The organism is Nocardioides sp. YJ-D4, assembly GCF_054031495.1.
Map to the genome: position 1 here is coordinate 354,995 of NZ_CM132932.1, position 25,841 is coordinate 380,835.

General features: G+C 71.2%; 22 protein-coding genes. 7 read left to right on the forward strand and 15 right to left on the reverse strand.

Annotated features, from left to right (window positions below; translation table 11 throughout):
* Nucleotides 1-10: 10 nt before the first annotated feature.
* Nucleotides 11-2,998 carry an ATP-binding protein gene (locus tag ACW14X_RS01775; protein WP_457164491.1) on the reverse strand — a complete coding sequence of 996 codons (2,988 nt, stop codon included), beginning with the start codon at nucleotides 2,996-2,998 and terminating at the stop codon, nucleotides 11-13.
* A 92-nt stretch (nucleotides 2,999-3,090) separates the two neighbouring features.
* Between ACW14X_RS01775 and ACW14X_RS01780 the strand changes: the two genes are divergently transcribed.
* Together ACW14X_RS01780 and ACW14X_RS01785 are read left to right on the forward strand one after the other, a co-directional pair.
* On the forward strand, nucleotides 3,091-4,113 hold the full coding sequence (locus tag ACW14X_RS01780; RefSeq protein ID WP_160023824.1) for a beta-eliminating lyase-related protein: 1,023 nt from the start codon (nucleotides 3,091-3,093) through the stop codon (nucleotides 4,111-4,113).
* A 51-nt stretch (nucleotides 4,114-4,164) separates the two neighbouring features.
* Complete coding sequence (locus ACW14X_RS01785; RefSeq protein ID WP_457164492.1) at nucleotides 4,165-6,369, forward strand: acyltransferase family protein; 2,205 nt, start codon at nucleotides 4,165-4,167, stop codon at nucleotides 6,367-6,369.
* A gap of 57 nt (nucleotides 6,370-6,426) precedes the next feature.
* Here ACW14X_RS01785 and pheT read toward each other — a convergent pair whose 3' ends face one another.
* Nucleotides 6,427-8,922 carry a phenylalanine--tRNA ligase subunit beta gene (pheT, locus tag ACW14X_RS01790; protein WP_457164493.1) on the reverse strand — a complete coding sequence of 832 codons (2,496 nt, stop codon included), beginning with the start codon at nucleotides 8,920-8,922 and terminating at the stop codon, nucleotides 6,427-6,429.
* On the reverse strand, nucleotides 8,919-10,040 hold the full coding sequence (gene pheS / locus ACW14X_RS01795; RefSeq protein ID WP_160023830.1) for a phenylalanine--tRNA ligase subunit alpha: 1,122 nt from the start codon (nucleotides 10,038-10,040) through the stop codon (nucleotides 8,919-8,921). Before pheS ends, pheT begins: the two co-directional genes overlap by 4 nt.
* A gap of 162 nt (nucleotides 10,041-10,202) precedes the next feature.
* On the opposite strand from pheS, the gene ACW14X_RS01800 reads away from it, so the two are divergent.
* The 3 genes from ACW14X_RS01800 to ACW14X_RS01810 are packed head-to-tail and all read left to right on the forward strand — an operon-like array spanning nucleotide 10,203 to nucleotide 14,137.
* Nucleotides 10,203-11,000, forward strand: coding sequence for an ABC transporter ATP-binding protein (locus tag ACW14X_RS01800; RefSeq protein ID WP_160023832.1), 798 nt, complete (start codon nucleotides 10,203-10,205; stop codon nucleotides 10,998-11,000).
* A gap of 27 nt (nucleotides 11,001-11,027) precedes the next feature.
* Nucleotides 11,028-12,041: an iron-siderophore ABC transporter substrate-binding protein gene (locus tag ACW14X_RS01805; protein WP_160023833.1), complete on the forward strand. Its 1,014-nt coding sequence runs from the start codon at nucleotides 11,028-11,030 to the stop codon at nucleotides 12,039-12,041.
* On the forward strand, nucleotides 12,038-14,137 hold the full coding sequence (locus ACW14X_RS01810; RefSeq protein WP_457164494.1) for an iron ABC transporter permease: 2,100 nt from the start codon (nucleotides 12,038-12,040) through the stop codon (nucleotides 14,135-14,137). Before ACW14X_RS01805 ends, ACW14X_RS01810 begins: the two co-directional genes overlap by 4 nt.
* Nucleotides 14,138-14,244: 107 nt before the next feature.
* Here ACW14X_RS01810 and ACW14X_RS01815 read toward each other — a convergent pair whose 3' ends face one another.
* The 11 genes from ACW14X_RS01815 to ACW14X_RS01865 form a co-directional block, all read right to left on the reverse strand.
* A complete protein-coding gene (locus tag ACW14X_RS01815) occupies nucleotides 14,245-15,462 on the reverse strand; it encodes a globin domain-containing protein (protein WP_457164495.1) in 1,218 nt (405 codons plus the stop codon).
* Nucleotides 15,463-15,506: 44 nt separating this feature from the next.
* Nucleotides 15,507-15,950 carry an RrF2 family transcriptional regulator gene (locus ACW14X_RS01820; RefSeq protein WP_457164496.1) on the reverse strand — a complete coding sequence of 148 codons (444 nt, stop codon included), beginning with the start codon at nucleotides 15,948-15,950 and terminating at the stop codon, nucleotides 15,507-15,509.
* 80 nt (nucleotides 15,951-16,030) lie between these two features.
* Nucleotides 16,031-17,074 carry an ATP-binding protein gene (locus tag ACW14X_RS01825; RefSeq protein ID WP_457164497.1) on the reverse strand — a complete coding sequence of 348 codons (1,044 nt, stop codon included), beginning with the start codon at nucleotides 17,072-17,074 and terminating at the stop codon, nucleotides 16,031-16,033.
* Nucleotides 17,075-17,109: 35 nt separating this feature from the next.
* Nucleotides 17,110-18,312, reverse strand: coding sequence for an oxygenase MpaB family protein (locus ACW14X_RS01830; RefSeq protein ID WP_457164498.1), 1,203 nt, complete (start codon nucleotides 18,310-18,312; stop codon nucleotides 17,110-17,112).
* A 69-nt stretch (nucleotides 18,313-18,381) separates the two neighbouring features.
* The gene (locus ACW14X_RS01835) at nucleotides 18,382-19,569 is read right to left on the reverse strand and encodes an MFS transporter (protein WP_160023839.1); all 1,188 of its coding nucleotides are present in this window, start codon (nucleotides 19,567-19,569) and stop codon (nucleotides 18,382-18,384) included.
* Nucleotides 19,570-19,573: 4 nt separating this feature from the next.
* Nucleotides 19,574-20,617: a MerR family transcriptional regulator gene (locus ACW14X_RS01840; protein ID WP_457164499.1), complete on the reverse strand. Its 1,044-nt coding sequence runs from the start codon at nucleotides 20,615-20,617 to the stop codon at nucleotides 19,574-19,576.
* A gap of 33 nt (nucleotides 20,618-20,650) precedes the next feature.
* Nucleotides 20,651-21,445, reverse strand: a complete 795-nt coding sequence (locus ACW14X_RS01845; RefSeq protein WP_457164500.1) for a TrmH family RNA methyltransferase — start codon at nucleotides 21,443-21,445, stop codon at nucleotides 20,651-20,653.
* An 84-nt stretch (nucleotides 21,446-21,529) separates the two neighbouring features.
* Nucleotides 21,530-21,913 (reverse strand): 50S ribosomal protein L20, encoded by a 384-nt coding sequence (gene rplT / locus ACW14X_RS01850; RefSeq protein ID WP_160023841.1) that lies wholly within the window; start codon nucleotides 21,911-21,913, stop codon nucleotides 21,530-21,532.
* A 42-nt stretch (nucleotides 21,914-21,955) separates the two neighbouring features.
* Nucleotides 21,956-22,168, reverse strand: a complete 213-nt coding sequence (locus tag ACW14X_RS01855; RefSeq protein WP_008359371.1) for a large ribosomal subunit protein bL35 — start codon at nucleotides 22,166-22,168, stop codon at nucleotides 21,956-21,958.
* 70 nt (nucleotides 22,169-22,238) lie between these two features.
* Nucleotides 22,239-22,982 carry a translation initiation factor IF-3 gene (infC, locus tag ACW14X_RS01860; protein WP_350713858.1) on the reverse strand — a complete coding sequence of 248 codons (744 nt, stop codon included), beginning with the start codon at nucleotides 22,980-22,982 and terminating at the stop codon, nucleotides 22,239-22,241.
* Nucleotides 22,983-23,280: 298 nt separating this feature from the next.
* Nucleotides 23,281-23,775, reverse strand: a complete 495-nt coding sequence (locus ACW14X_RS01865) for an SseB family protein (RefSeq protein ID WP_160023843.1) — start codon at nucleotides 23,773-23,775, stop codon at nucleotides 23,281-23,283.
* A 90-nt stretch (nucleotides 23,776-23,865) separates the two neighbouring features.
* Here ACW14X_RS01865 and ACW14X_RS01870 point away from each other — a divergent pair, with 90 nt between their 5' ends.
* Nucleotides 23,866-24,330: a hypothetical protein gene (locus tag ACW14X_RS01870; RefSeq protein ID WP_350839422.1), complete on the forward strand. Its 465-nt coding sequence runs from the start codon at nucleotides 23,866-23,868 to the stop codon at nucleotides 24,328-24,330.
* A gap of 40 nt (nucleotides 24,331-24,370) precedes the next feature.
* Nucleotides 24,371-24,871, forward strand: a complete 501-nt coding sequence (locus ACW14X_RS01875) for a 4-amino-4-deoxy-L-arabinose transferase (protein WP_457164501.1) — start codon at nucleotides 24,371-24,373, stop codon at nucleotides 24,869-24,871.
* Between the two features lie 12 nt (nucleotides 24,872-24,883).
* Here the strand turns inward: ACW14X_RS01875 and ACW14X_RS01880 are convergent, their stop codons facing one another.
* Complete coding sequence (locus ACW14X_RS01880; protein WP_160023846.1) at nucleotides 24,884-25,831, reverse strand: TauD/TfdA dioxygenase family protein; 948 nt, start codon at nucleotides 25,829-25,831, stop codon at nucleotides 24,884-24,886.
* Nucleotides 25,832-25,841: the final 10 nt, after the last annotated feature.

The following is a 25,841-nucleotide window of genomic DNA, read 5'->3' on the forward strand; positions in this document are numbered from 1 at the left end:
CTCCCAGGTCTCACTCCAGGCGCGCGATGACGCCGCGGGCCTCGTCCAGCAGGGCGAGCCCGCGGCGTTCGCCGTACTCCTCGCAGACCCGATCCAGTACGCCCGGCGCGAGCCGGTTCGCGTCAGCGACCGCACGCTCCCAGCGCATGTCCAGGAACGAGCGGGAGTAGCCGAACCGGTCGGCCAACACGACCAGCCGCACCGACTCCTCGCGCGGCAGCGCGTCCCGCAGCAGGCCCCAGAGCCCGAGCGCGAGCAGCACCATGCCGGTGACGGGATAGTCCTGGGCTCGGCGCTCCTCGGAGACCAGTCGCGGCGCCTTGACCATCAGAGCCTCGAAGAGGTCGGAGCCCTCCGCGCCCTCACCGTGGCGGGCGCAGGCGACCACCGTGACCGCCTCGGCCGCCACGCGCCACGGCACCAGGTCGGCGTCGTCGGTGAACCCCGGGAACGGCATCTCGCCCATCGTCGCCACCACCTCCCGGAACAGCGCCAGCCCCTCGCCGATCCGCCCCTGGGCGAGGAGGAGCTGGGCGCGGGCGCCGTGGACGGCGCCGCGTGAGCCGAAGCCGCCGTGCGGCTGCTCGTCGGCGAGCTGGGCGAGGATCTCGGCGGCCTCCTCGAGGCGGCCCTGCTCCACGGCGTACGTCACCAGGATGGCGCGGGTCTGGACGAGGTCGTCGTCGGCACCGAGACGGCGCAGGACCGGGACGGCCTCGCGGGCGTGCTCGGCCGCCTCGCCGAGACGGCCGAGCTGGGCATAGAGGCCACTGAGCTGGGCGTGCAGCATCGCCTGGGGCCACAGGCCGCCGTCAGTGCCGGTCAGGCGCAGCGCCTCCCTCCCCGCGGCGACCGCACCCTCAGGGTCGCCGAGGTTCTCCCGCTCGTGGCTGAGGAAGGTGTAGGCACGAGCGCGTACGTCCTGGTCGGGGTCGTCGACCAGATCGGCCAGCTCGTCCTCCAGCGGCCGGCCGGCCCGAGAGTCGGTCGCGGATCCGGCGACGGTGCTCGCCATCGCCTGCATGACCTTCAGCATCACCCTGAGCTGTGGGTCCGCGGCGTCGGCGCCGATCCGGTCGAGGATCCTCATCAGCCGCTCGAGCCCGGAGCCGCCGGTGACGGCGGCGCCGAAGAGCAGCAGGGCCAGGACGAGCCGGGTCTTCTCCAGCAACTCGGGAGGCGGCTCCCACTCGACGAGCAGATCGGCGACCGGTGCGGCCAGCATGATCACCCGCTGGTGCTCGCCCGCGATGGTCCAGAAGACACCCATCGCGCAGAAGAGACGGATCACCGACTCGGCCTCGTCGTCGGCCAGGACCTGGCGCAGGATGTCGGCGAGGTTGCTCTCCTCGGCGCGCAGCTCGTCCATGGCGTCGAACTGCTCCGGGGAGTAGATCCGGCCGGCGCTCGCGTCGGCGTAGTCCCGTGCCCACGCGCGCTGGGCCGCTCGGGCCGCGGTCTCCTCGCCGGCGTCGATCAGCTGCATCCGGCCGAACTCGCGGACGGTCTCGAGCATCCGGTAGCGGGACCCCAGCGGTGCGTCGACGACGGTCAGCAGCGACTGGTCGACGAGCTCCTCGATCGCGGCGAACGTGTCGGCGCCGAGCATCGCCTCCGCGGCCGCGAGGGTGAACCCGTCGTGGAAGACCGAGAGCCAGCGCATCGCCCTCCGGTCACGGTCGGACAGAAGAATCCAGGACCAGTCGATGACCGCGACCAGGGTCTGGTGACGGTCGGGAGCGCTGCGGTCGCCACCGCGCAGCAGCTCGAACCGGTTCTCCAGCCGCCGCGCGATGTCGTCGACCGACATCGCGCGCACCTTGACCGCGGCCAGCTCGATCGCCAGCGGCAGGCCGTCGAGCCGGGTGACGATCTCGTCGACCCGCACCTCGTCGAGGTGGACCCCGGGCCGCGCGGCGACCGCACGGCGCCGGAACAGCTCGCTGCCGTCGTACGTCCCCAGCCGGCCGAGCGGGTAGACCCGCTCCGCGCCGATGGCGAGCGGGCTCCGCGAGGTGGTGAGGACGGTCAGGTCGCGCACCGTCGCGACCAGGAAGGCGACCAGGTCGGCGACGGCGGCCACGATGTGCTCGCAGTTGTCGAGGACGAGCAGGGTCGGCACACCGTCGAGTTGCTGCGCGATCCGCGAGCGTACGTCGGCCCGCTGATCGGGAGTGAGCCGGTCACGGTGGGCGACCGAGTCGCGCACGCCGAGAGCCGAGCCGACCTCGCTGACCACGTCCTCGGGAGCGGTCACGCCGACCAGCTCGACGAAGTGGACCACCGGCTGCTCGGCGCCGTGGGCGATCACCTGGGCCAGGCTGGTCTTCCCCAGTCCGCCGGGCCCGAGGATCGTGACGACCCGCGAGCCCTTCAGCAGGGCGGAGACCTCGGCGGCGTCCTGCTCGCGACCGATCAGCACGTCCGCGTCATGACGCAGCCCCGAGCGCACCGGGCGGTCGCGCGCCAGCAGCTCGGCGTGGACGGCCCGCAGCCGTGGGCTCGGGTCGACGCCGAGTCCGTCGGCCAGCCCGGTCCGGTACGTCTCGAAGCGCTCCAGCGCCGCCGGCACACCATGCACCGCGGCGACCGCCCGCAGCACCGCCTCGATCACCTCCTCGTCGGGGTCGAGCCCGACGAGCCGTTCGAGGAGCGGAAGCGCCTCGGCGTACCTCTTCTCGGCGGCCAGCCTCAGCGCCTCCGGACGCAGCGACCAGGCGTCGACCTCACCGGCCTGGAGGTTGAGGCGGTAGCCCCGCGGCGTACGCTCGATGGCGCTGGACGCGGTCGCCGTCCGGGCCCGGGAGACCACCACCTGGAGCGCCTTCGAGGGATGCGCCGGGACGTCGTCACGCCCCCAGACCTCCTCGACCAGAGCAGCCTCGGAGGCACCTCGCGGACCGGCCTCGACCAGCGCGCGCAGCAGCGCCCGGGTCCGCTCGCCGGCCACCGGCGCGCCCGCCCAGGTGACCTCGTCCAGCACACTCAGCGTCGTCACAGCCGCCATTCTGTCATAGCGATATATCGCGTACGTACGGGATTATCGGACCTTCCGCGGACGAGTGGAACCGTCATGACGAGAATAGGACCGTGACCGTCGAACTGCGCTCTGACAACGCCGCCTCCGTCTCCCCCGCGATCCTGGAGGCGATGGCCGCCGTCAACTCCGGCTCCGCGCTCGCCTACGGAGGTGACGAGGTCACCGCCGCGCTCGAAGCCCGCGTGCGCGAGGTCTTCGAGCACCCGACGGCGCGCGTCTTCCCGGTGCTGAGCGGCACCGCCGCCAACGCCCTCTCCCTGTCCGCCATGACCCCGCCGTGGGGTGCGGTGGTCTGCCACGAGACCGCGCACATCCTGAGCTCCGAGGGCGGCGCGACCTCCTTCCTCAGCGGCGGCGCGGTGATGACCGGCATCGCCGGCGAGAACTACAAGATGGCGCCGGAGGCGCTGCAGGCCCACCTGGACGGCGTACGTTGGGGCGACCCACACCACTCCCAGCCGGCGGTCCTCGAGCTCACCTCACCGTCCGACTACGGCTCGGTCTACTCCGCGGACGAGACCGCCGAGCTCACCGCGATCGCCAAGACCCGCGACCTACGGGTGCACCTGGACGGCGCCCGCTTCGCGAACGCCGTCGTGGCCACGGGCGCAGCCCCGGCCGACCTCACCTGGCGGGCCGGGGTCGACGTGCTCTCGCTGGGCGCGACGAAGAACGGTGCCCTCTCAGCCGAGGCGATCGTCTGCTTCACCGACGCCACCGCCGACGAGCTGGTCTACCGCACCAAGCGCAGCGGCCACGTCACCTCGAAGATGCGCTACCAGTCGGCCCAGCTGCTGGCCTACCTCACCGACGACCTCTGGCTCCGCAACGCCCGCAACGCCAACGAGCGGATGGCGGAGCTCGCCGCCGGCCTTCGGACCGCAGGCGTACGCATCACCAACCCCGTCGACGTCAACCTCGCCTGGATGGATCTCCCCGAGGAGACGGCCGACCGTCTGGAAGCAGCCGGGGTGCTCTTCCACCGGCTCGGCGGCCAGGTTCGGTTCGTGACGTCGTGGCAGACGACGAGCGAAGACATCCGCAACGTCCTGGAGGTCCTGGGCAGCGCCTGATACCCGCGGGGGCCATACGCGCTCGAGGAGAATTGCTAGCCTCTTCTGCCTATGTCTTCTGACATCTCGGTCCCCTCCCCTGCCCCCGCCGCCCCCACGGCTCCCGCCGAAGCCCCCGCAAAGCAGCTGCGCGGCGACGTCCAGGGGCTGCGCGCCGTCGCCATCCTCACGGTCCTCGCTGCCCACGCGGGGGTCTCCTGGTTCGCCGGCGGGTTCGTCGGCGTCGACGTCTTCTTCGTCATCTCGGGCTTCCTGATCACCCAGCAGCTCGTCGGTGAGCTCGGCCGCACCGGCCGGATATCGCTGAGACGCTTCTACGCGCGCCGAGCCCGGCGCATCCTCCCGGCCGCCACCTTCACCCTTGCGGCCACCGTGGTCGCCGCGGTGGTGCTCCTGGGTCCGGCGCAGGTCGCTCCGCTCGCCGTCGACGCGGTCTGGGCCTCGGCGTTCGCCGCCAACATCCGGATGGCGGTCGCCGGGACCGACTACTTCCAGGCCGAGCTGCCGCCCTCGCCGGTCCAGCACTTCTGGTCGCTGGCGGTCGAGGAGCAGTTCTACCTCGTCTGGCCGCTCGTCGCGCTGATCTGCATCGTCCTGGCGAGCAGGATCGGCGCCTCCCGGGGCGGCGGCGAGCGTGACGGCCAGCAGGCCTCGGTACGGGCTCGCCGCTTCCTGCTCGCCGCGATCGCGCTGATCACCGTCGCGAGCTTCGTCTGGTCGCTCGTCCACACGCCGGGCGAGGCGACCGCGGCCTACTTCTCCTCGCTCACCCGAGCCTGGGAGCTCGGGATCGGCGCCGCCCTGGCGATCCTGGTCACCAGCGGCCGGGTGATACGACGCCTGGCCGGTACGCCCCTGGTCCGGGAGGTCCTGGTCCTCGGCGGCCTCGCCGCGATCCTCTGGGCCTGCCTGGCCTACGACGAGTCCACCCCGTTCCCCGGCTACCACGCCGCGCTCCCGGTGCTCGGCTCCGCGGCGGTCATCCTGGCCGGCGCCACGCCCGCGGGTGACACCACCCTCGGCGCCCGGCTGCTGTCGCTCGCGCCGATGCGGGCGATCGGCGACTGGTCCTTCTCGCTCTACCTGTGGCACTGGCCGCTCCTGGTGATGCCGGAGATCTTCCTGCAGCGCGACCTCACCTGGCCCGAGCGTGGAGCCGCCGTCGCGGCCGCGTTCGTGCTGGCGTACGCCTCCTTCAGGCTCGTCGAGGCGCCGTTCCGTGAAAGGAAGCTCTGGCGGCCGACCCGGCGCGCGCTGACCTTCTACCCGGTCAGCATCGCGCTCGTGGCGGCCATCGCGTTCGGCGGCACCGCCTACGCCGACTACGAGGCCACCCGTGGCTCCTTCCAGCCGGCGATCACGCTGGCCAGCGCACCCGCCGCCCCGCCGTCGCTGGACCAGCAGGAGGCGCTGGTGCGGGCCTCGGTGCTCGCGGCGCGTGACGACACCCCGATCCCGACCGAGCTGCGCCCGGCGCTCACCGAGCTCGACTCGCTCAGGCCGGGGCGCACCAGGTGCGACTACACCGACGACACCGAGCGCGACCTGTGCGTCGACGGCGACCCCGGCGGCGACCGGACGATGGTGGTCTTCGGGAACTCCCACGCCCTGCACTGGGTCCCGACGCTGAACCAGATCGCGAAGGAGCACGGCTACCGGGCCTATTTCCTGGTCAAGAACCGCTGCGTCTCCGCCTCCATCACCACCGACCGTGGCGGCGAGAAGGATCCCTACACCGAGTGCGACGACTTCAACCGCTGGGCCTTCAAGCAGTACAAGCGTCTCGACGCCGACCTGACCGTGGTCTCCACCGCCCCGCCGATCCAGGGCGTCTACGACGAGAACGGCGACTGGGTAGGCGAGAGCCGCAAGATCGACGAGCTCATGCACCCGGCCTACACCGACTTCCTGCGCCGGGTGGACAGGCACACGAAGCGTACGGTGCTGATCCGGGACATCCAGGGCTTCGACACCAACGCCGGCACGTGCCTGTCCCGGCCCGGCGCCACGCTGGGCGACTGCCTGATGGGCGCGGTCGAGTCGCGGGAGCGGTCGATCGATGTCCAGGTCCGGGCCGCCGAGGAGGTCGGTCTCGACGTGGCCGACATGAGCTCCTACTTCTGCTGGGACGGCTCGTGCCCCGCTGTGGTCGGTGACACGATCACCCACTACGACGGCACCCACATGTCACGCCAGTACGCACCGCAGCTCGCCGAGCCGCTGGCCCGCCGCATGGGCCTCCGCGACCGCGGATAGCGATGAGGAGGGCCGCCCGCGACGATGCGCGAGCGGCCCTCCTCGTTCAGTCGATCCTCAGCGCTGGACGGCGCCGGTGAGCTCGGCCGCCTTCGCGACCGCCGCCTCCCGGGCCGCCGCGGTCTCCTCGGCCTTCAGCGTGCGGTCGGGAGCGCGGAAGCGCAGCGCGAACGCGAGCGACTTCTTGCCCTCGCCGACCTGGTCGCCCTCGTAGACGTCGAAGAGCCGCACGGTCTCCAGGAGCGGGCCGGCTCCCTCGCGCAGCGCCGCCTCGACGGCGGCCACGGTGACGTCGGTGGACACCGTCAGCGCGACGTCCTCCTTCGCGACCGGCATGGTCGAGAAGACCGGGCCGGCAGCGGTGGCGGGGACCTTCGAGATCAGGAAGTCGAGGTCGATCTCGACCGCTGCTGAACGGGCCGGCAGCCCGAACGCCTTGCACACGTTGGGGTGCAGCTCGCCGGCGTGGCCGAACTCGACACCGTCGACGGAGACGACCGCGCAGCGACCCGGGTGCCACGGCGCCCGCGAGGCCGAGGCGACCTCGACAGGGACTCCGAGCTCGGTGCCCAGGCGGCGTACGACGTCGATGGCGTCAGCCCACGACGCGGTCTCGGCGGCACCCCACCAGCCGCCCCGCGTACGCTCCCCGGCGAGCACGACGGCGAGGTGCAGCGGCTGGCGCGGGATCGCGGCGAGCAGCTTCTCGAGCTCCTCCTCGGTCGGGCGCCGGTCGACGCCGTAGATCGGCGCGGCCTGGTCGACCGGGAAGGCGACGGTCGCGGTCTCGAAGAGGGAGACCCCGTCCTGACCTCGGGAGACGTTGCGGGCGGCGACCTTGAGCAGGCCCGGGAGCAGCGTCGTGGTGTAGCCGGGCTCCTCGCTGCTGAGCGGGTTGGCCAGCTTGACGGTGTGCCGCAGCACGTCGTCGGCGGGCAGCCCGAGGCGATCGAAGTCGGCCTCGCCCACGAACGGGAAGTCGACGACCTCGACCAGCCCGGCACCGGCCAGGGCACGCCCGATCCGGCGGCGCAGCTGCTGCGCGCGGGTCAGACCACCACCGGTCGCCCGGCGCGGCAGCACCGAGGGGACCTTGTCGTAGCCGACGATGCGGGCGACCTCCTCGACGAGGTCGTAGGGGTCGTTCAGGTCGGTACGGTAGGTCGGAACGGTCGCGGTGAGTGTGTCGTTCTCGACCTTGACCTGGGCCCCGATCAGCTCCAGACACTTGACCACGGTCTCGTCGCTGAGGTCGATGCCGATGATCCTCGCAGGCAGCGAGGTCGGGATCGTGATCGTGGTCAGCGGCTTACGGGTCTCCGGCGAGGCGCCCGGACCGACCTCGGTCACACCAGGCTCGACGACGCCGCCGCCGTGCTCCACCAGAAGCTCCACGACGCGATCGGCGGCGATCGGCGGCAGCAGCGGGTCGACGCCTCGCTCGTTGCGCTTGCCGGCCTCGCTGGTGAGCTTGTGCCGGCGGCCGGTGCGGAACATCGAGCGCGGGTCCCAGTGGGCAACCTCGACAAGCACGTCCGTGGTGGCCTCGGAGATCTCCGTGGAGGCGCCACCCATCACGCCGCCCAGCCCGATCGGGCCGGTGTCGTCGCAGACGACGAGGTCCTCGGGGTCGAGCTCGCGCACGGTGTCGTCCAGGGTGGTGAGCTTCTCGCCCTCATGCGCCCGGCGGACCACGATCGGGCCAGTCACCTTGGCCTTGTCGTAGGCATGGATCGGGTGACCCAGCTCGAACATCACATAGTTGGTGATGTCAACGCCCAGCGAGATCGAGCGCACTCCGACCTGCTCGAGGCGCTTCTTGATGAACTCGGGTGTCGGAGCGGTCGGGTCGAACCCGGTCACCGTGCGAGCGACGAAGTAGTCGCAGCCGGTCTCGTCCTCGATTCTCACCGGGTAACCGTCGCCGTTGGCGAGCGGAACGTCTCGCTGCGCCGGGTCGTGGAACGGTACGTCGAAGCCGAGCGCCGCGTCCCGCGCGATGCCGCGCATCGACAGGGCGTAGGCACGGTCCGGGTTGATCTCGAACTCGATGACCTCCTCGCCGAGCCCGAGCACCTCGCGGGCGTCGGTGCCAGGCGCGGGAGCGTCGGCGGGCAGCACGATGATGCCGTCGGCCTCCTCCCCCAGCCCGAGCTCGCGCGCGGAACAGATCATTCCGGCCGAGATGTGGCCGTAGGTCTTCCGGGCCGAGATCTGGAAGTTCCCGGGCAGCACGCCACCGGGCAGGATCACGACGACCTTGTCGCCCGGCTTGAAGTTGTGCGCTCCGCAGACGATCCCCTGCGGCTCACCGGTGCCGTTGGCGTCGCCCACGTCGACGGTGCACCAGTTGATCGTCTTGCCGTTCTTCTGCGGCTCGGGCACCTGGGTCAGCACCTGGCCGACCACGAGCGGCCCCTCGATGCCCGCGCCGGAGGTCTCGATCGCCTCCAGCTTGAGGCCGAGCGCGGTCAGCCGGTCGGTGATCTCCTCGATGCCGAGACCCTCCGGCAGGTCGACGTACTCCTTGATCCAGGAGAGGGGGGCCTTCACAGTTCACTCCCGAATGCAGTAGTAAGCCGGACGTCACCCTCGAAGAGGGTGCGCAGGTCGGACAGTCCGGTGCGGAACATCAGGGTGCGGTCGATGCCCATGCCGAACGCGAAGCCGCTGTACTTCTCCGGGTCGACACCGCACGCGACCAGCACGCGCGGGTTCACGATCCCGCAGCCGCCCCACTCGATCCAGCCCTCGCCCTTGCAGGTGCGGCAGGTGACGAGCTGGCCGTCTCCGGCGTCCACGACCTGTGCGCCACGGCAGACGAAGCAGGTCAGGTCCACCTCCGCCGAGGGCTCGGTGAAGGGGAAGTACGACGGCCGGAACCGGGTCACGATGCCCTCGCCGAACATCTGGGTGGCGAAGTGGTCCAGGGTGCCCTTCAGGTTCGCCATCGAGATGCCCTCGTCGATGGCGAGGCCCTCGACCTGGTGGAACATCGGCGAGTGGGTCGCGTCGTACTCGTCGGTGCGGAAGACGCGTCCCGGGCAGACCACGTAGATCGGCGCCTCGCGGGTCAGCATGGTGCGCGCCTGGACCGGGCTGGTGTGGGTCCGGAGAACGACATGGTTCTCGGCCGGCTCGGTCCAGAACGTGTCCTGCATGGTGCGGGCCGGGTGGTCCGGGCCCAGGTTGAGGGCGTCGAAGTTGAGCCACTCGGCCTCGATGAGCGGACCCTCGGCGACCTCCCAGCCCATCGCCACGAAGATGTCGGCGATGTACTCGGCGCCGGTGGTGAGCGGGTGCCGCCCACCAGCCGGGAGCCGGTCGGTCGGGAGCGTCACGTCGACGGTCTCCTCGACCAGCATCCGCGCCTCGTGTTCGGCCTCGAGCACCTTCTGCCGCGCCGCGAGCGCCTGGTTGACCGCGCCGCGCGCCTTGCCGACGCGCTGGCCGGCATCCTTGCGCGCCGCCGGCGGCAGCGCGCCGATCTCGCGGTTGGCCAGGGCCAGCGGCGAACGGTCGCCGGCGTGATCGAGCCGTGCCTGCTTGAGCTCCTCGAGACTGGTCGCGGCGTCGATGGCCTTCAGCGCGGCGTCGCGCGCGGCCTCGACCTCCTCAGCCTTCAAGGGGGTGACCTCTACCGGGTCATAGTCGGTGTTGGGACCGGACATCACTGGCTTTCGTCGCATCGAGTGTGTGAGCGACAGTCTAGGAATCCGGCGGCCCGTGACGCGAACCGGTAACCGGTGAAGGGTGTCGCCGGACCAGATTTAGCCGACCGAATGGTGGGCCCCTCTGGACAGCCTCGGAATTAGTTAGGCTAGCCTCACCTCATGCCTCCTGCCCTTTCCGGTCATGACCTCGTCCTCGGCTATGCCCGCGCGACCGTGGTCCATGGCGTCTCGATCGGCCTCGAGTCGGGGCGCGTCACCGCCTTGATCGGGCCGAACGGCTCCGGAAAGTCGACCGTGCTGCGCTCCCTGGCCCGGCTGCATCGGGTGACCTCCGGGTCGGTCCAGCTCGAGGGGGCCGACAGCGCGCCGCTGAACGCCCGTGCGTTCGCGCGCAAGGTCACGTTGCTCTCCCAGTCCCGCCCGCACCCCTCCGGCCTGACCGTGCGCGACGTCGTCGGATTCGGGCGCCATCCCCACCGCCGGCGGTTCGCCGCCCTGACGGAGGAGGACCTGGCGAGCATCGACCGAGCGATGGAGCTCACCGGGACCGCCGCGATGGCGGACCGGGCCGTCGACCAGCTCTCCGGTGGCGAGCTACAGCGCGTCTGGCTGGCCAGCTGCCTGGCCCAGGACACCGGCGTGCTGCTCCTCGACGAGCCCACCAACCATCTCGACCTGCGCTACCAGGTCGAGATCCTTGACCTGGTCCGCGATCTCGCGGACCACCACGGGACGGCCATCGGCGTCGTCCTGCACGACCTGAACCAGACCGCCGCAGTGGCGGACCAGGTCGTACTGCTGCACCACGGCGATGTGCACGCCGCCGGCGAACCCGCTGACGTGCTCACCGCCGAACACCTCTCTGAGGTGTACGGGCTCCCGATCGAGGTGACCTCCGATCTGGAGTCCGGGCGCGTCCGGGTCGAGCCACGCGGCAGGCATCACGCCCGGCTCTGACGCCGGCGGACACGAAGAGGAAAGACGATGTTTCGACGTACGACCACTGCTGCCCTGACAGCGGCCGGCGCCCTGATGCTGGCCGCCTGCGGACAGACGACGACCGCAGCCGAGTCCGGCGAGCCCGAGAAGAAGGCCTCCGCCGGCTGCGAGGGTGTCGCGACCTCCAGCGGTCCGGTCAGCCTCACCGACTCCTTCGGCAACAAGATCGAGCTCGACAAGCCCGCCGAGCGGGTCGCGGTCCTGGAGTGGCAGCAGACCGAGGATCTCCTCAGCCTGTGCGTGGACCCGGTCGCGGTCGCCGACGGCAAGGGTTTCCGCACCTGGGACACCGCGGAGGAGCTTCCCGAGAGCGCCACCGAGGTCGGCACCCGGGGCGAGCCGAACCTGGAGACCCTGTTCGGCACCAACCCCGACCTGATCGTCGTCGAGGCCTACACCGCCGAGGACGAGATCCTCAAGCAGCTCGCCAAGTACGACGTCCCCGTCCTCGCCACCAAGGGCGCGGACGCCAAGGACCCCGTCGCCAACATGGTGACCACCTTCGAGATGATCGCCGAAGCGACCGGCCGCGAGGAGCAGGCGGAGAAGGTCGTCGGCGAGTTCGAGGACAAGCTCGCCGCCTCGAAGAAGGCGGTCGCGGAGGCGGACGCCGCGGGCACCGAGTTCGTCTACTTCGACGGCTGGATCGACGGCGCCAACGTGGCGATCCGCCCGTTCGGCCAGGGCTCGCTGATCGGTGAGCTCGGCGAGGAGATCGGGCTGAAGAACGCCTGGACCGGCGAGGTCGACCCGGCGTACGGCCTCGGGCAGACCGACATCGAGGGCATGACCACCCTCGGCGACGCCACCTTCTTCCACACCGGAACCGTCGACCCCGCGGGCGACATCAACGCCGAGCTGGCCAAGAACAAGGTCTGGAAGTCGATCCCGGCCGTCAGCGAGGGCCGCACCCACGCCTTCCCCGAGGGCATCTGGACCTTCGGCGGACCCCGCTCGGCCGAGCAGGTCCTGGACGCGTACGTCGACCTGCTCAAGTGACCGATGCCCTCAAGGCCCCGCGAGCGGGCGCCGGAGGCGCCTCTGTCGTCCTCCTGTGCCTGCTCGCCGGGCTGCTGCTGACCGCGTCCTGGCACCTCACCCAGGGCACCTCGGGCGTCGGGCCCGCCGACTTCCTCGACGCGCTGCTCGGGCGTGAGCAGTCCCATGGCGCGACCGCGTCGACGATGGAGATCATCACCGGGTCGCGGATCCCCCGCCTCGCGGCGGGGATCGCGGTCGGGTTCGCCCTCGGCGTCGCCGGGGCCCTCCTGCAGTCGCTCGCGCGCAACGCGATGGCTGCCCCCGACACCCTGGCGGTGACCGGCGGCGCCTACTTCGCGGTGACCCTGGTCGCCGCGTTCGGCCTGTCGGTCCCGCTGTGGGCCTCTGGCATCACGGCCTTCCTCGGCGGCCTCGTCGCCGCCGGGATCGTCCTCGCCCTGGCCGGCGGCGCGGGCACCTCGACGACCCGGCTGATCCTGGCCGGCTCGGCGGTGGCGCTCGCGCTCCAGGCCGCTACGTCGACGCTGCTCATCCTCTACTCCGAGGAGACCACGAGCCTGTTCGCCTGGGGCAGCGGATCGCTGAGCCAGCTCGGGCTGCAGGCGTTCTGGCAGGTGGCACCGGTGGTCGTGGTGGCGACCGTCTGCGGCCTGCTGCTCGCCCGCCGGCTCGACCTGCTCTCGGCAGGCGACGACGCCGCCTCGGTCCTCGGCGTACCAGTCCGCTCGACGCGGGCGATCGGGACCGTGCTCGCGGTGCTGCTCACCTCGGCGTCGGTGACGCTGGCGGGGCCGATCGGCTTCGTCGGGCTCTGCGCCCCGGTCCTGGTCCGCCTGCTCGGCCGGCTCGTGCCGGCGCTGAACCGGCACGCCGTCCTGATCCCGGCCGCCGGTCTGGTGGGCGCCCTCGTCGTGGTCGTGGCGGACGTTCTCGTACGGGCGGTGCTCGGTGCGGACGAGGCCATGTCGGTGCCCACCGGCGTGACGACGACGATCGCCGGTGCGGTCGTGATGGTGCTCCTCGCCCGTGGCGGGCGCGACTCCGGTCCCACCCGCCGGCCACCCGGCGCCACCGTGACCATCCGCAGCCGGCTCCGGTTCCTGGTGGTGCTCGTCCTGCTGCTCGCGCTGACCGTCGGTGCCACCGTCGTCGGCCTGCTCGCCGGGCATCAGTGGCTCTACACCGGCGACATCGTCGCCTGGCTTCAGGGCGAGGGCATCCCGCTGGTCCAGTTCGCGCTCGACGAGCGTGCACCCCGGGTCGCCGCGGCCGTACTCGCCGGTGGGGCGCTCGCTCTGGCCGGCACGTTCGTCCAGGCCACCTGCCGCAACCCGCTGGCCGAGCCCGGGATCCTGGGCATCACCGGCGGCGCCGGCGTGGGCGCGGTCATCGTGGTGACCGGCCTCTCCTCGGGCTGGAGCGGTGGCAGCTCGGCCGCGGCCTCGACGACCACCATGCTCATCGCCGCGACCGTCGGAGCGCTCGTCGCCTTCGGCGTCGTCTACAGCCTGGCCTGGCGAGGCGGCATCGACACCGACCGGCTGGTGCTCATCGGCATCGGCGTCTGGTACGGGTCGGTCTCGCTCAGCACCTTCCTGCTGGTGCGCTCCAACCCGTGGGACACGCCGCGGATCTACACCTGGCTCTCCGGCTCGACCTACGGTCGCAGCTGGGAGCAGGTCATCCCGGTCGCGGTGGCGCTGGCCGTCGCGATCCCGATCGCCTTCGTGGTACGTCGCGAGCTCGACCTGCTCACGCTGGACGACGACACGCCCCGGCTGGTCGGCGTCTCCTCGGAACGGGTGCGCCTGCTGATCCTGCTGACCGCCGCGGTGCTCACCGCGATGGCCGTCTCCGCCGTCGGTGTCGTCGGCTTCGTCGGCCTGGTCGCGCCGCACATCGCGCGCGCCCTCGTCGGCGGGCGCAGCGCACGGGTCGTCCCGGTCGCCCTCCTGGTCGGGGCGCTGCTCCTCGTGGTCGCCGATGCCATCGGCCGCACCGCGATCAGCCCCGCCCAGATCCCCGCGGGTCTCGTCGTCGCGCTCATCGGTGCGCCGTACTTCATCTTCCTGCTCGCCCGCTCCCGCCCCTGACCCGGCGCAACTGCCACATCACCAAGCGCCGGGTCAGAGCGGAGCCTACGCAGACGAGCCGGGCGAGCAGCACCGCAACAGCCAGGCTGTCGCGGTGAGAAGATCCATCATGCCGAGGCGAGCCCCGTGTCCGGGCCGAAGACCTCGTAGTGGATCCGGTCGTCGGCGACACCACGCTGGTGCAGCGCGGCCTGCACGCCGGCCATGAACGGCACCGGGCCGCACAGGTAGATCTCGGCCCCGGCCGGCAGCTCGACACCGTCGAGGTCGATCCGGCCGGCACGGAGCACCTCATCAGCCTCCCGGGCGCCGAGATCCTCGTACCAGCGAAGCTGCGTGGCCCCGCGCAGCGACTCGACGAGCTCGGTGGCCTCGACCCGGTGCGCGTGGTTGGCCAGGGAGCGGTCGGCGTGCAGCACCAGCACATTCCGGTCGGACTCGGTGTGGACCAGGTGGTGCAGGAAGCCGATCATCGGGGTGATCCCGATGCCCGCCGAGATCAGCACCAGCGGCGCCTCGTGCTCGGGCAGGGTGAGCTCGCCGAACGGTGCGGAGACCTCGATCTCATCGCCTTCGAAGAGGTTGCCGTGCAGGAAGGTGGAGACCTCGCCCGCGGGTGCGATCGCGTCGCCTTCGCGGTGCCCCCAGATCGCCTTGACGGAGATTCCCCACGCACTGGCCCGCGCCGCTCGGGTCAGGCTGTACTGCCGGATCTGGCGCGCGCCGTCCGGCAGACGCACGGCGACTGAGACGTACTGGCCGGGACGGGCCGGCGGCAGCGCCGAGCCGTCCGGGGCGACCAGGACGAAGGAGACCGTGTCGGGCGATTCCTGCACCCGGCTCGTCACGACCAGCCGGCGGAACACCGTCTCGGGCGTCACGCCGGCGGCGGCGTAGAGGTCGTTCTCGATCGCGATCAGGCTCTCGGCCATGTGCCAGTAGACCTCGTCCCAGGCGGCGGCGATCTCCGGGGTGACGGCGCTGCCGAGGACCTCGACGATGGCGGCGAAGAGGTGTTCCTGGACGATCGGGTACTGCTCCTCGCGGATCCCGAGCGAGGCGTGCTTGTGCGCGATCCGGGCGAGCACCGCCCGCGGGTCGGGGCCGTCCTCGGCCACCAGCAGGGTGGCGTACGCCGCGATGGCGCCGGCGAGCGCACGCTGCTGTGCGCCCTGGGCCTGGTTGCCACGGTTGAACAGCTCGCGCTCCAGCTCCGGGTGGGCGGCGAAGAGGCGGCGGTAGAAGATCGGCGTGATCTCGCCGATCGCCGCCCCGATGACGGGCAGGGTGGCACGGACGACCTCGGTAGAGGCAGGGGACAACATCACGAGGGACTCCTTCGTCGTCGTGTTGATGTGGGTGGATGGGATCAGTCGCTCGGACCCGAGCCGATCGAAAGCAGTAGGGCGCGCGTCGGCGCCGCGGCGACATCGCCGATAGTGAGGGGGTCGAGGGTCGCGTAGAACGCCTCCTGCGCCTGCCGCAGAGCGCCCCGCAGTCGGCAGCCCGTACGCAGCGGACAGGGCTCGGCTCCGTCGCACTCGACCACCTCGCCGGGGCCCTCGAGCTCGCGGACGATCCAGCCGACGGAGGTATCCCGGGCACTCGCGGCCAGGGACAGCCCGCCCGTCCTCCCCCGCCTGGTCTCGACCACGCCGAGGCGGCCGAGCGCGGTGACGACCTTCGCGGCGTGGGTGGGACGTACATGGAGCTGCTCGGCCAGAGCGACCGTGGTGGAGCTCTCCCCCTCGTCGAGGACGGAGAGCCGCATCACGATCCGCAGGGCCAGATCGGTGAACCGGGTCAGCTGCACATCAGCAGACTACTAATTCGGAATCTGCAATGCCTATTTAAGGGGTCGTGATCTACGCCACAGCGCCAGAATCGGGTCGCTCAGGCCGACGAGTCCGTCCTGGGCCAGCCGACCTCGATGCGGGCGCCGCCGCCATCGGCGTCGGCGATCGTGACCGAGCCGCCGTGGGCGCGGGTGAGGCCGCCGACGATGTAGAGCCCGAGACCCGAGCCACCGCGGGCGCCGTGCTTCCAGAACTTGGTGAACACGCGCTGCCGCAGCTCGACGGGGATGCCCTCGCCGCCGTCCTCGACGACCAGCAGGACCTGGTCGGGGTCGTCGGGTCGCACACCCAGGCTCACCGTGACGACGCCGTCTCCGTGGCGTACGGCGTTCTCTACGAGGTTGGTGACGACCTGGGTGAACTTGTCCGGATCGGCGTGGATCTCGAGCTCGTCCTCGCCGGCGGAGATGTCGAGCTCGATGGGGCGGGAGGTCGCCGAGCGCACCGACTCGACCACCCGGGTGACCAGCACCGTCGCGTCGCTGGCGCGCGGGTAGAGCTGCAGCCGACCGGTGTCGATCCGGGCCACGTCGAGGAGCTCGGCGATCAGCCGGGAGAGCCGATCGGAGTCGGAGGCGACCGTCTTGAGCATCAGCTTCTTCTGATCGTCGTTGAGCCGGTCCCACCGGTTCAGGAGCGCCTGGACGAACCCCTTGACCCCGGTCAGCGGCGAGCGCAGCTCGTGGGCGACAGTGGCGACCAGGTCGGACCGCTCCCGGTCCAGGCGCTTGCGGCCCCGGCCCGAGCGCAGCGAGATCGAGACCTGGTCGACCTCCGCGTCCAGGGACGGGCGCCGGATCGTCGAGACGACCAGGACCTCGGTGCCGTCGGGCAGCAGCCAGGCCTGCTCCGGGGTGCCGGTGACGGTCCGCAGGGTGTCGTAGGGCCGGTTGGCCTCGGCCCAGGTCTGCCCTTCGGTGTTGCTCAGCGTGAGTACGTCACCCAGCGGCTTCCCCAGGCTCGAGACCGGGTCCACGCCGAGCATCCGCGCGGCCAGGGCGGAGACCAGGACGACCGCACCATCGGCGTCGGCGACGACGACACCGTCGGGCAGGGCATCGGCGAGTTCTCGGGCGTCCACGCCGCCACCCTAGACCGACCGGCGGCCCAGGGTCGCTACTCCGGCCGATTGCTCAGCGGCAGCGTGATCGGCGCCGGGTCGCCGGGCGAGAAGTAGATCTTGATGAAGGTGTGCACCGCCTCGGGGAGCAGGTTGGAGACGAGCGGGATGTTGGGGACCGTGCTCTGGTAGGAGGTCACCAGCAGCGGCACGGCGCTCGCCCAGACGGGCGCGAGCACCGGGTCCTTGTCGAAGGCGATCATGTCGGCGTACGCATCCCCGATCACGTAGCGCCCCAGCGACTCCAGCTCGTGGCGCAGCAGCGGGTTGCCCTCGCCGATCACGGCGTCGAGCAGCGCCTGGGCGAGCTCGGCACCCTCCCGGGTGCCGCCCGTCGCGGGCCCGATCACCTGGTCGTACTGCGCGTACGCCGCGGCCCAGTCCTTCGGCAGATACTGCTCCTGCACGCCGAGGAGATGGAGGTCGACGTTCCAGGCGTGCAGGAAGGCGTCGGCGAGCTCCTTGCTCGGCGCGATGTCCCACTCGGTGAACTTCTTCATCACCCAGGTGCCGAGGCTGTGGAAGGTGACCAGGATGTCGGCCTGACTGATCGGGATCTCCTGGCCGGCGCCGACGCCTCGCCAGTGCGGTGACTGCGGCAGCAGATGGCGCACGGCGGCATGGACCGTCCGGGTCTTGACCGAGTCGACCATCAGCCGGCCGGAGGCGGTCCAGCCCTGGGCGTCCATCACGTCGTAGCCGAGCACGGTCGTCTTGGCGATCCGGTCGCGCATGTTCGCGCCGCCGTAGGAGTAGTAGACCGACCACTCCTCGCGCTTGATGGCGCAGCTGATCAGGCCGCTGCCGAGGGTGTAGAGGAGCGCGAGGAAGAAGCCGTACCTCTCCTCGTTGAACGTCCCGGCCAGCTGCAGCTTCCCCTGGTCGGCCCAGGCCGGAAGGCCGCGCGCCTCCTCGATGAAATCGGCCAGATAGGCCGGCAGCCCGTCGGGAACGGGCTGGCCGTTGGTCGTCCAACCCTTCAGGATCTCGTTGACCTCGGCGACCCGGTCGATGCCCTCGCCGTAGAGACGCTCGATGACCGGGTCGGCACGGAAATCCCAGACGTACTCAGGATCCAGCCCGTCCCCGGTGCCCGCGATCGAGGCGCTCGGCGACCACGTCCACAGCGGGAAGGTCGCGCCCGCGGCCGCCGCCGCGCCGCCCGAGGCCAACAGTCGTCGTCTGCTCACGTTCGTCATGCCGTGCTCCTTCGGATCGCCCCGCGAGAACCTCCGCATCCCGAGTGAAACAGATTTACCTTTCGTGTATCAGACCCTCTGGGGTATCGGGCGAGACAGCCGGACGACCCGGGCAGCGGCCGGCACGGTGGCCAGGAGCAGCGCGGCGATGACGGCCAGAGCCAGGCGTACGTCGATCCCGGCTGCCACACCCAGCAGCGGTGTCGCGAGCAGGACCGGGCCGGTCTGGGCCAGCTGAGTCAGGCTCGAGAACCTTGCCAGCATCTCGGGCGGGGTGCGAGCCACGTAGGCAGGGAGGAGGTAGCTGGTCAGCATCACCGTGCCGACACCGACGAGGCCGACCGCGAGGATCCCCGCCCAGATCTCCGTACGCACAGCCAGCAGGACCACCCCGCCGGCCGCCAGCACCGGGCCGGCGACCGCGACGGGTGCGCGCGGCGCGCCGTAGCGGGCGACGGCGAGAGTCATCACCAGTCCCCCGGCCACCCAGGCGCCGGAGACGAGCCCCGTCTCGGCGGCCGTCCAGCCACGTTCGCGGCCGGCGAGCGGCAGCGCGAGCATGACCAGCGGGAGCACCGTCGAGGCGAGCCCGGTGATGGCGACCAAGACAGGGACGACCCCAGGTGTGCGCACCGCCGTCCTCGCACCGTCGGCCAGGCTGCGCCAGACCGAACCCTGGCCGGCCTCGGGAGCCGGCTCGTGCGGTGGCCGGACCAGGAGGAGCGCGACGAGGACGATGGCGTAGGTGGCCGCGTCCAGGCCGGCCGTCAGCGGCAGGCCCCCGTGGCCGATCAGGAAGCCGCCGGCCGCGGGTCCCGCGGCGCGGGCGATCTGGTGGGCCGAGCCGACCAGCGCCATCCGCCGGTCCAGGTCCTCTGCCCCGAACAGCCGCGGGAAGACTCCCTCAGCGGGTCGCCGCAGGGCCTGGATGGTGCCCGAGAGGGCACCGACCGCGACCAGCATCCACAGTCCCGCACCGTCGATCGCGCCGACCGCGAACGCGGCCATGACCAGCACCATCGCGGCGTCGCAGGCGGCCATCGTCCGCCGGATCCCGATCCGGTCGGCCAGCACTCCCCCGGCGAGCACCAGTACCGCGAGCGGGATCCCTTCGATGGTCAGCACCAGGCTGGCCGCGTCGGCGCCGAAGCCCGCCGCCGCCCAGCCGAGCGCGAAGAAGGTCACCGAGTCGCCGAAGACCGATGCGGTCGACGCTGCCAGCCAGGGGCGGAACCCCCGGCCCTGGGCCACTCCCACGGACTCAGCCCGCGGAGTCGTGTCGCACGGGCATGACCAGCGCGGTGAACCCGGGCTGGTAGGGCGAGGTCACCACCACCGGCCGGTCCGGCGCGGTCACGGCCAGCTGGATCTCGTCGCCCAGGCACGCTGCCAGGGCGCGGCCGAACAGGGCCGTGCCGAGCCGGAGCCGGCTGGGCGGGCCGGTGACCACGCCGCGTACGTCGCTCTGCTCGGCGGTGTGCGGCGAGCGGAGCCGCGTCGGGTCGCCGAGGAAGAGGTCGACCTCGGCGTACGCGGCCGCGTCGAGACCCGCGAGCAGGTCAGCCTTGGCGAGCACCGCGCGGGTGACGGGCGGCTCCAGGCCGGCCAGCACGAGCCGGTGCGCCGGGTAGGTGGTGTCGCGGCCCAGCTCCTGCCCGGCGAGGGTCAGGGTGCCGTCGGCGATGCGCAGCTCGGCGCCGGCGATCGCGTCCAGCCGGTCGGCCAGTGCGGCCGCGTCCGGCAGGGACAGGACCGCCCTGCCGCCGTCGCCCTCGGCGGCCGCCGGAAGCTCCCGCACCGCCATCCAATAGCGGTTGGTCGCCACCACGTCCACGCCGTCGCCCCCGACGTCGATCAGGACAGAGGCGAGCTCGGAGGCCGGATCGGACTCCGCCGCGTGCCGCACCTGCCGGATCGCTGCGGCCAGCACGGGACCGGGCAGCTCGACGAGCGCCGGCCTCGCGGCAGGCCCGGCGTCGACGGCGGCCAGCACGCCGCGTACGGCCTCCTCGGCCCGCGCCGTGCGCGCGCTCTGGTCCTCGAGGAACTCCGCCAGCGCGGCCCTGGCCTCGCCGGCCGACGAGTCGAGCACCACCCGCATCGTCTCGATCGGGACCCCGGCCTCCCGCATGCCCACGATCAGCCGGGCCCGGTCGGCGAGCTCGGGCGTGTAGTAGCGATAGCCCGTCCCGGAGTCGACCTCCGCCGGCACCAGCAGACCGCACTCGTCGTAATGCCGCAGCGCGCTCGCGGTCAGGCCCACCGCCCGCGCGAACGCTCCGATCGTCAACAGTGGCTCGTCCATGCCGCAACCATCGTCCTTCACGCGAGTTGAAGGTCAAGCCGAGTGGTGGGCCTTGGCGCTGGCGTAGAGGCAGAGGGCGGCGGCGGTGGAGAGGTTGAGCGACTCGGCCTTGCCGAAGATCGGGATGCTCACGATCTCGTCGGCCTCGGCGGCGAGCTCGGGCGGGAGGCCCCAGGCCTCGTTGCCCATCAGCCAGGCGGTGGGCCGGGCGAGGAGCGCGTCAGCGCTGAACAGGTCGGCGGTGCCGTGCATGTCGGCGGCCAGGACGGTCAGGCCGGCGGCCTTCGCTGCCTTGACCGCGACCAGCGGGTCCCGCTCGATCGCGATCGGGAGGTGGAAGGCGGAGCCGACCGAGGCCCGTATGGTCTTGGGGTTGTAGAGGTCGACCGAGTCGCCGGCCAGGATGACCCCGGACGCACCGGCCGCGTCCGCGCAGCGGATGACGGTGCCGGCGTTGCCGGGATCGCGTACGTCGGCACAGATCACCACGAGCGGACCCGCGATGTCGCCGAACGCGACGTCGAGGAACCGGCACAGTGCCACCACCCCGGCGGGAGTCACCGAGTCGGAGAGGCCGGCCATCGCTCGGTCCTCGACCAGCGTGACCGGTTGGTCGGCCAGCAGCGAGGCGTACGTCTCGGCTCCGGCCTCGGTCGCGAAGATCTCCTGCACGCAACCAGGAACCCCGAGCGCGCCCTCGACGGCCTTCGGCCCGTCGGCCAGGAAGACCCGCCGCTCCGAGCGCACCGCACGTCGTGCGAGCTTGCGGATCTCCTTGAGGCGGGCGTTCCCCGCGGACAGCTTCACGTTCTCCCCCGACTCATTCACTGACGAAGACTCCCACGTCGCAACAGAGAACGACGCCCCCAGCCCGGCACAGCGGCCGGTGGGGGCGTCGTTTCAAACGCAAGCTCAGGCGTTCGCCGGGGCGTTGACGTCCTCCGGCAGAGCGGCCTTGGCCTGGGCGACGATCGCGTTGAACGCGGCCACGTCGTTGACGGCGAGCTCGGCGAGGATCTTGCGGTCGACCTCGATGCCGGCCAGGTTGAGACCCTGGATGAAGCGGTTGTAGGTCATGCCCTCGGCACGCGCCGCGGCGTTGATCCGCTGGATCCACAGCTTGCGGAAGTTGCCCTTGTTCTTGCGGCGGTCGTTGTAGGAGTAGACCAGCGAGTGGGTGACCTGCTCCTTCGCCTTGCGGTAGAGGCGCGAGCGCTGGCCCCGGTAACCGGAGGCCCGCTCGAGGGTGGTGCGACGCTTCTTCGCAGCGTTCACTGCGCGCTTGACGCGTGCCATTTCAGTGCTCCTTGAATGCTAGGGAAAGTTTCGGGTGATCGCTCAGCGACCGAGCAGCTTCTTCGCGCGCTTCACGTCGGCGGGGGCGAGCTCCACCAGACCGGCGTTGCGACGGTGCTTCTTGCGCGAGCCGGTCGTCGGCGCGGAGGCGAACGCAGCGCCGGACTTACGGCCGGCCTGCAAGCGCTGGATCTTCCCGGAACCGGTCACCTTGAAGCGCTTCTTGGAACCGGAGTGGGTCTTGTTCTTCGGCATAGTTCTTCCTTCTCTCGTCGTCCGGCCGGTCACGGGGCGCCGCGGCGGCGGAAGTCAGTGGATCGACCGGTCAGAGGTCGATGTCGGGGTCGAGGTTCTCCGAGCGCCGCTTCGGCTTCGGGGTGGAGGCCGGACGGGCAGCATTCGCGGCCGTACGCTCCGCCTTCTCGGCGGCCTCGTCGGCAGCGCGCTCGGCTGCCTTCTCCTCCTTGGCCTCCTTGGCCTCGACCTTGGCGTCGGCCTTCTTCTTGTGGGGGCCGAGCACCATGATCATGTTGCGGCCGTCCTGCTTCGGCGAGGATTCGACGAAGCCCAGCTCCTGGACGTCGTCGGCCAGCTGCTGCAGCAGGCGGAAGCCGAGCTCGGGACGGTGCTGCTCACGACCGCGGAACATGATCGTGATCTTCACCTTGTCCCCAGCGTTGAGGAACCGCACGACGTGACCCTTCTTGGTCTCGTAGTCGTGCTTGTCGATCTTCGGACGAAGCTTCATCTCCTTGATGATCACGTTCGTCTGGTTTCGACGGGCTTCACGGGCCTTCTGGGCGTTCTCGTACTTGAACTTCCCGTAGTCCATGAGCTTGCAGACCGGCGGCTTGCCCTGCGGGGCGATCTCGACCAGGTCGAGGTCGGCCTCCTGGGCCAGGCGCAGCGCGTCAGGGGTCGGCACGATGCCGACCGTCTCTCCGTTGGGACCAACGAGGCGGACCTCGGGAACCCGGATCCGGTCGTTGATACGAAGCTCAGTGCTGATGTGTCCTCCAGTTGTTGTGGCTGCGGAGGCTCTGGATCTCGGCTTCCGGGCCGCGTGCACGGGCGGTCCGGAAATCAAAAAAGGCTCCCGCTGGATTGTTACAAGCGGAAGCCAGTCATGACGCTCACCCACCATCGGGCTCGCACCACCGAATCCATGGCCTCTGAAATTCTGGGGCACTGTCTTCGGGACCGGACCCGACGACCTTTGTTGCTGGGCGGTCGATGCGGGTGGGAGAACGCTGTCGTGATCTCCGCTTGTTGGATCAAACCGACGGCGTACGTCGGCTGATCGGTCAACACGGAACACTACTGCAACATTCCCTGCGGCACCCAATCCTCAGGGCCATGCCCGATCCTCAGGGTCGCACCCAGGCCGTACGCGGCCCGACGGTCGCCAGCTGCCAGCCCTCGGCCACCTTCTGCAGGTCATCGCCCTCGATCGCGAACGGGACCGGGCCGGCGAGATCGAGCACGAGCGCGTCGGCGCCGTCATGGACGGCTGCCTGAGCCGCGTCTCGCAGCGAGACCGGAACCGGGCGGGCGTCGGCCTGCCAGGCCTGCAGCGGCGCGGTGCCGGTGAACCCGAGCAGCGCCTGCCGCCCGTCGGCGCCGGTGAGCAGCACGGTGGCCATGTCGGATGTCTTGTCGTGGGCCAGACCGGCTTCGTCGACCTCGACCTCCCCGAGCACCGCGACGACCGGGACGAGCACCCGGGCAGCGGCAAGGGTGGTGAGCACATCGGCGTGCGTGGCCTGGCCCGCGGCGTACGACCTCATCACGGTCGCGACCTCAGGGCTGGTCTCGCCGGTGTCGCCGGGAAATGCCGTGCCGAGGAGTCGTTTGTCGTTCATCGCCTCCCCATTCAACAACAGAGCGACATCAGGGCCGATATCGGGGACAGTCCGGGTGTCAGACGACCACGACGGTGGAAGACTGCAGGTATGGACCAAGGCGCCTACCTCGCACTAGCCGCCGCGCTCACCGTTCTGGGCGCGATCTGGACCTGGGTCGCGTTCCGACGGCGCGGCCTCGGAGCCGGAGTGAGGGCTGCCGGGTGGACGCTGCTCGCTCCGGCGGCCTACCTGACCGGACTGCTGCGCGCCGGCGGCCGGATCGTCGACGCGGTCGCCGACTGGGCCGCGCGCCTGGTCTTCAGCCCGACCGTCTGGATCGGGTTCGGCATCGCCGCGCTCGCGATCGTGCTGATCTTCGTCGCCCGCCTCCTGCCCACCAAGGAGAAGCCGAGCCGCGCAGCCCGGAAGGGCGCTGCCGGTGCCGCGCCCGCCGGGTCGGCCGGCCCGGCCTCGGTCGCGGCGCCGAAGACGGCCAAGGGTCCGGTGGTCGACGACGATGACGACGACATGGCCGACGTCAACGACATCTTGAAGAAGTACGGCATCTCCTGAGTTGACCGACTCCCCAACCGTTGATCTCCTGACGATCGCGATGAGCCGTCCGGCCACCCTTGGCCCCGGACGGCTGATCTGCGTCGACGGCCCCGCCGGCTCCGGGAAGACGACGCTCGCCACCGCCCTGGCCGAGATGACCCAGGCCCCGGTGGTCCACATGGACGACCTGTACGCCGGCTGGGACGGCCTCGCCGACGGCATCGCCCAGCTCGAGACGATCCTCCTCCCCCTCGTCGAGGGAGCCCCCGGCTCCTACCGCCGCTACGACTGGCACGCACGCGAGTTCGCCGAGACCGTGCTGGTCCCGCCGAGCCCGCTCCTCGTCATCGAGGGCGTCGGCAGCGGCGCCGCGGCGTACGACGGCTTCCGCACGGCCCTCGCCTGGGTCGACGCGCCCGAGGACGATCGCAAGCGACGCGGCATCGACCGCGACGGCGACACCTTCGCACCCCACTGGGACGCCTGGGCAGCGGCCGAGACCGAGCACTTCGCCCACGACCTGACCGCCGCCCGAGCGGACATCATCGTGACCACGTGAACCCGGAACGGGTCAGGAGATCAGCTCGTCCAAGCGGCTGTAGGCCCGCGCGTCGCCCTGGAGGACCTCCGAGCGCCGCCCGTCGACCGAGACCGGTACGTCACCCGCGACCGTGACCCGGCGCATCTCGCGCGGGTGGTGGTCGAAGTCGGCGACCGCGTAGTGCTGGGTGGCGCGGTTGTCCCACATCGCCACGTCGCCGGGCTGCCAGGCCCAGCGGATGGTGTTCTCCAGCTTGGTGACCCGGTCCTGGAGAAGGTTGAACAGGTGGATCGACTCGGTGGAGGTGAGCCCGTCGAACTCCTTGACGAAGCTGCCCAGGACCAGCGTCCGCTCCCCCGTCTCGGGGTGGACGCGGACGACCGGGTGCCGGGTCTCGAAGTGGACCGAGGCGAAGTCGTCGCGGGAGTAGTTGGCGTCGGGCTGCTCGTGCTCCTCGTCGCGCTGGGCGTAGTCGTAGGAGTTGGTGTGCACCGCCCACAGCGCGTCGGCCAGCGCCTTCAGCGGTGCCGGGAGCCGGTCGTAGGCGGCCGCGGTGTTCGCCCAGATCGTGGTGCCACCGTAGGGCGGTAGGGTGACCGCGCGGAGCACCGAGATCGCCGGGACCCGGTCGACGAAGGTGACGTCGGTGTGCCACGCGTTGGCCGCCATGCCGGCGTTGGCGGTGACCCGCAGCACCCGCCCGGAGCCGGTGTTGACCGTCGGGTGCGCGGTCGTCAGCTCGCCGAACCGCGCCGCGAACGCGCTCTGCGCCTCGTCGGTGAGCCCGTCCTGGCCCCGGAAGAAGAGCACCTTGTGGCGCAACAGGGCGTCGCGTACGTCCTGGATCTGGGCGTCGTCGGCCTCAGCCAGGCTCAGGCCCTCGATGACGGCGCCGATCCGGGCACCGGCGCGGCGGATCCGCACGCCCGAGGGCGTCTCGACGACGTCCGCGGGACGATGCAGCTCGGTGATGGTCACAGTCGTTCTC

Bases quoted from the DNA above. Each gene is read 5' to 3' on its own strand.
- ACW14X_RS01785 (WP_457164492.1), top strand. From the start codon at position 4,165: ATGTCTTCTGACATCTCGGTCCCCTCCCCTGCCCCCGCCGCCCCCACG.
- pheS (WP_160023830.1), bottom strand. From the start codon at position 10,040: ATGTCCGGTCCCAACACCGACTATGACCCGGTAGAGGTCACCCCCTTG.
- ACW14X_RS01800 (WP_160023832.1), top strand. From the start codon at position 10,203: ATGCCTCCTGCCCTTTCCGGTCATGACCTCGTCCTCGGCTATGCCCGC.
- ACW14X_RS01805 (WP_160023833.1), top strand. From the start codon at position 11,028: ATGTTTCGACGTACGACCACTGCTGCCCTGACAGCGGCCGGCGCCCTG.
- ACW14X_RS01815 (WP_457164495.1), bottom strand. From the start codon at position 15,462: ATGTTGTCCCCTGCCTCTACCGAGGTCGTCCGTGCCACCCTGCCCGTC.
- ACW14X_RS01830 (WP_457164498.1), bottom strand. From the start codon at position 18,312: ATGACGAACGTGAGCAGACGACGACTGTTGGCCTCGGGCGGCGCGGCG.
- ACW14X_RS01840 (WP_457164499.1), bottom strand. From the start codon at position 20,617: ATGGACGAGCCACTGTTGACGATCGGAGCGTTCGCGCGGGCGGTGGGC.
- rplT (WP_160023841.1), bottom strand. From the start codon at position 21,913: ATGGCACGCGTCAAGCGCGCAGTGAACGCTGCGAAGAAGCGTCGCACC.
- ACW14X_RS01855 (WP_008359371.1), bottom strand. From the start codon at position 22,168: ATGCCGAAGAACAAGACCCACTCCGGTTCCAAGAAGCGCTTCAAGGTG.
- ACW14X_RS01865 (WP_160023843.1), bottom strand. From the start codon at position 23,775: ATGAACGACAAACGACTCCTCGGCACGGCATTTCCCGGCGACACCGGC.
- ACW14X_RS01870 (WP_350839422.1), top strand. From the start codon at position 23,866: ATGGACCAAGGCGCCTACCTCGCACTAGCCGCCGCGCTCACCGTTCTG.
- ACW14X_RS01875 (WP_457164501.1), top strand. From the start codon at position 24,371: ATGAGCCGTCCGGCCACCCTTGGCCCCGGACGGCTGATCTGCGTCGAC.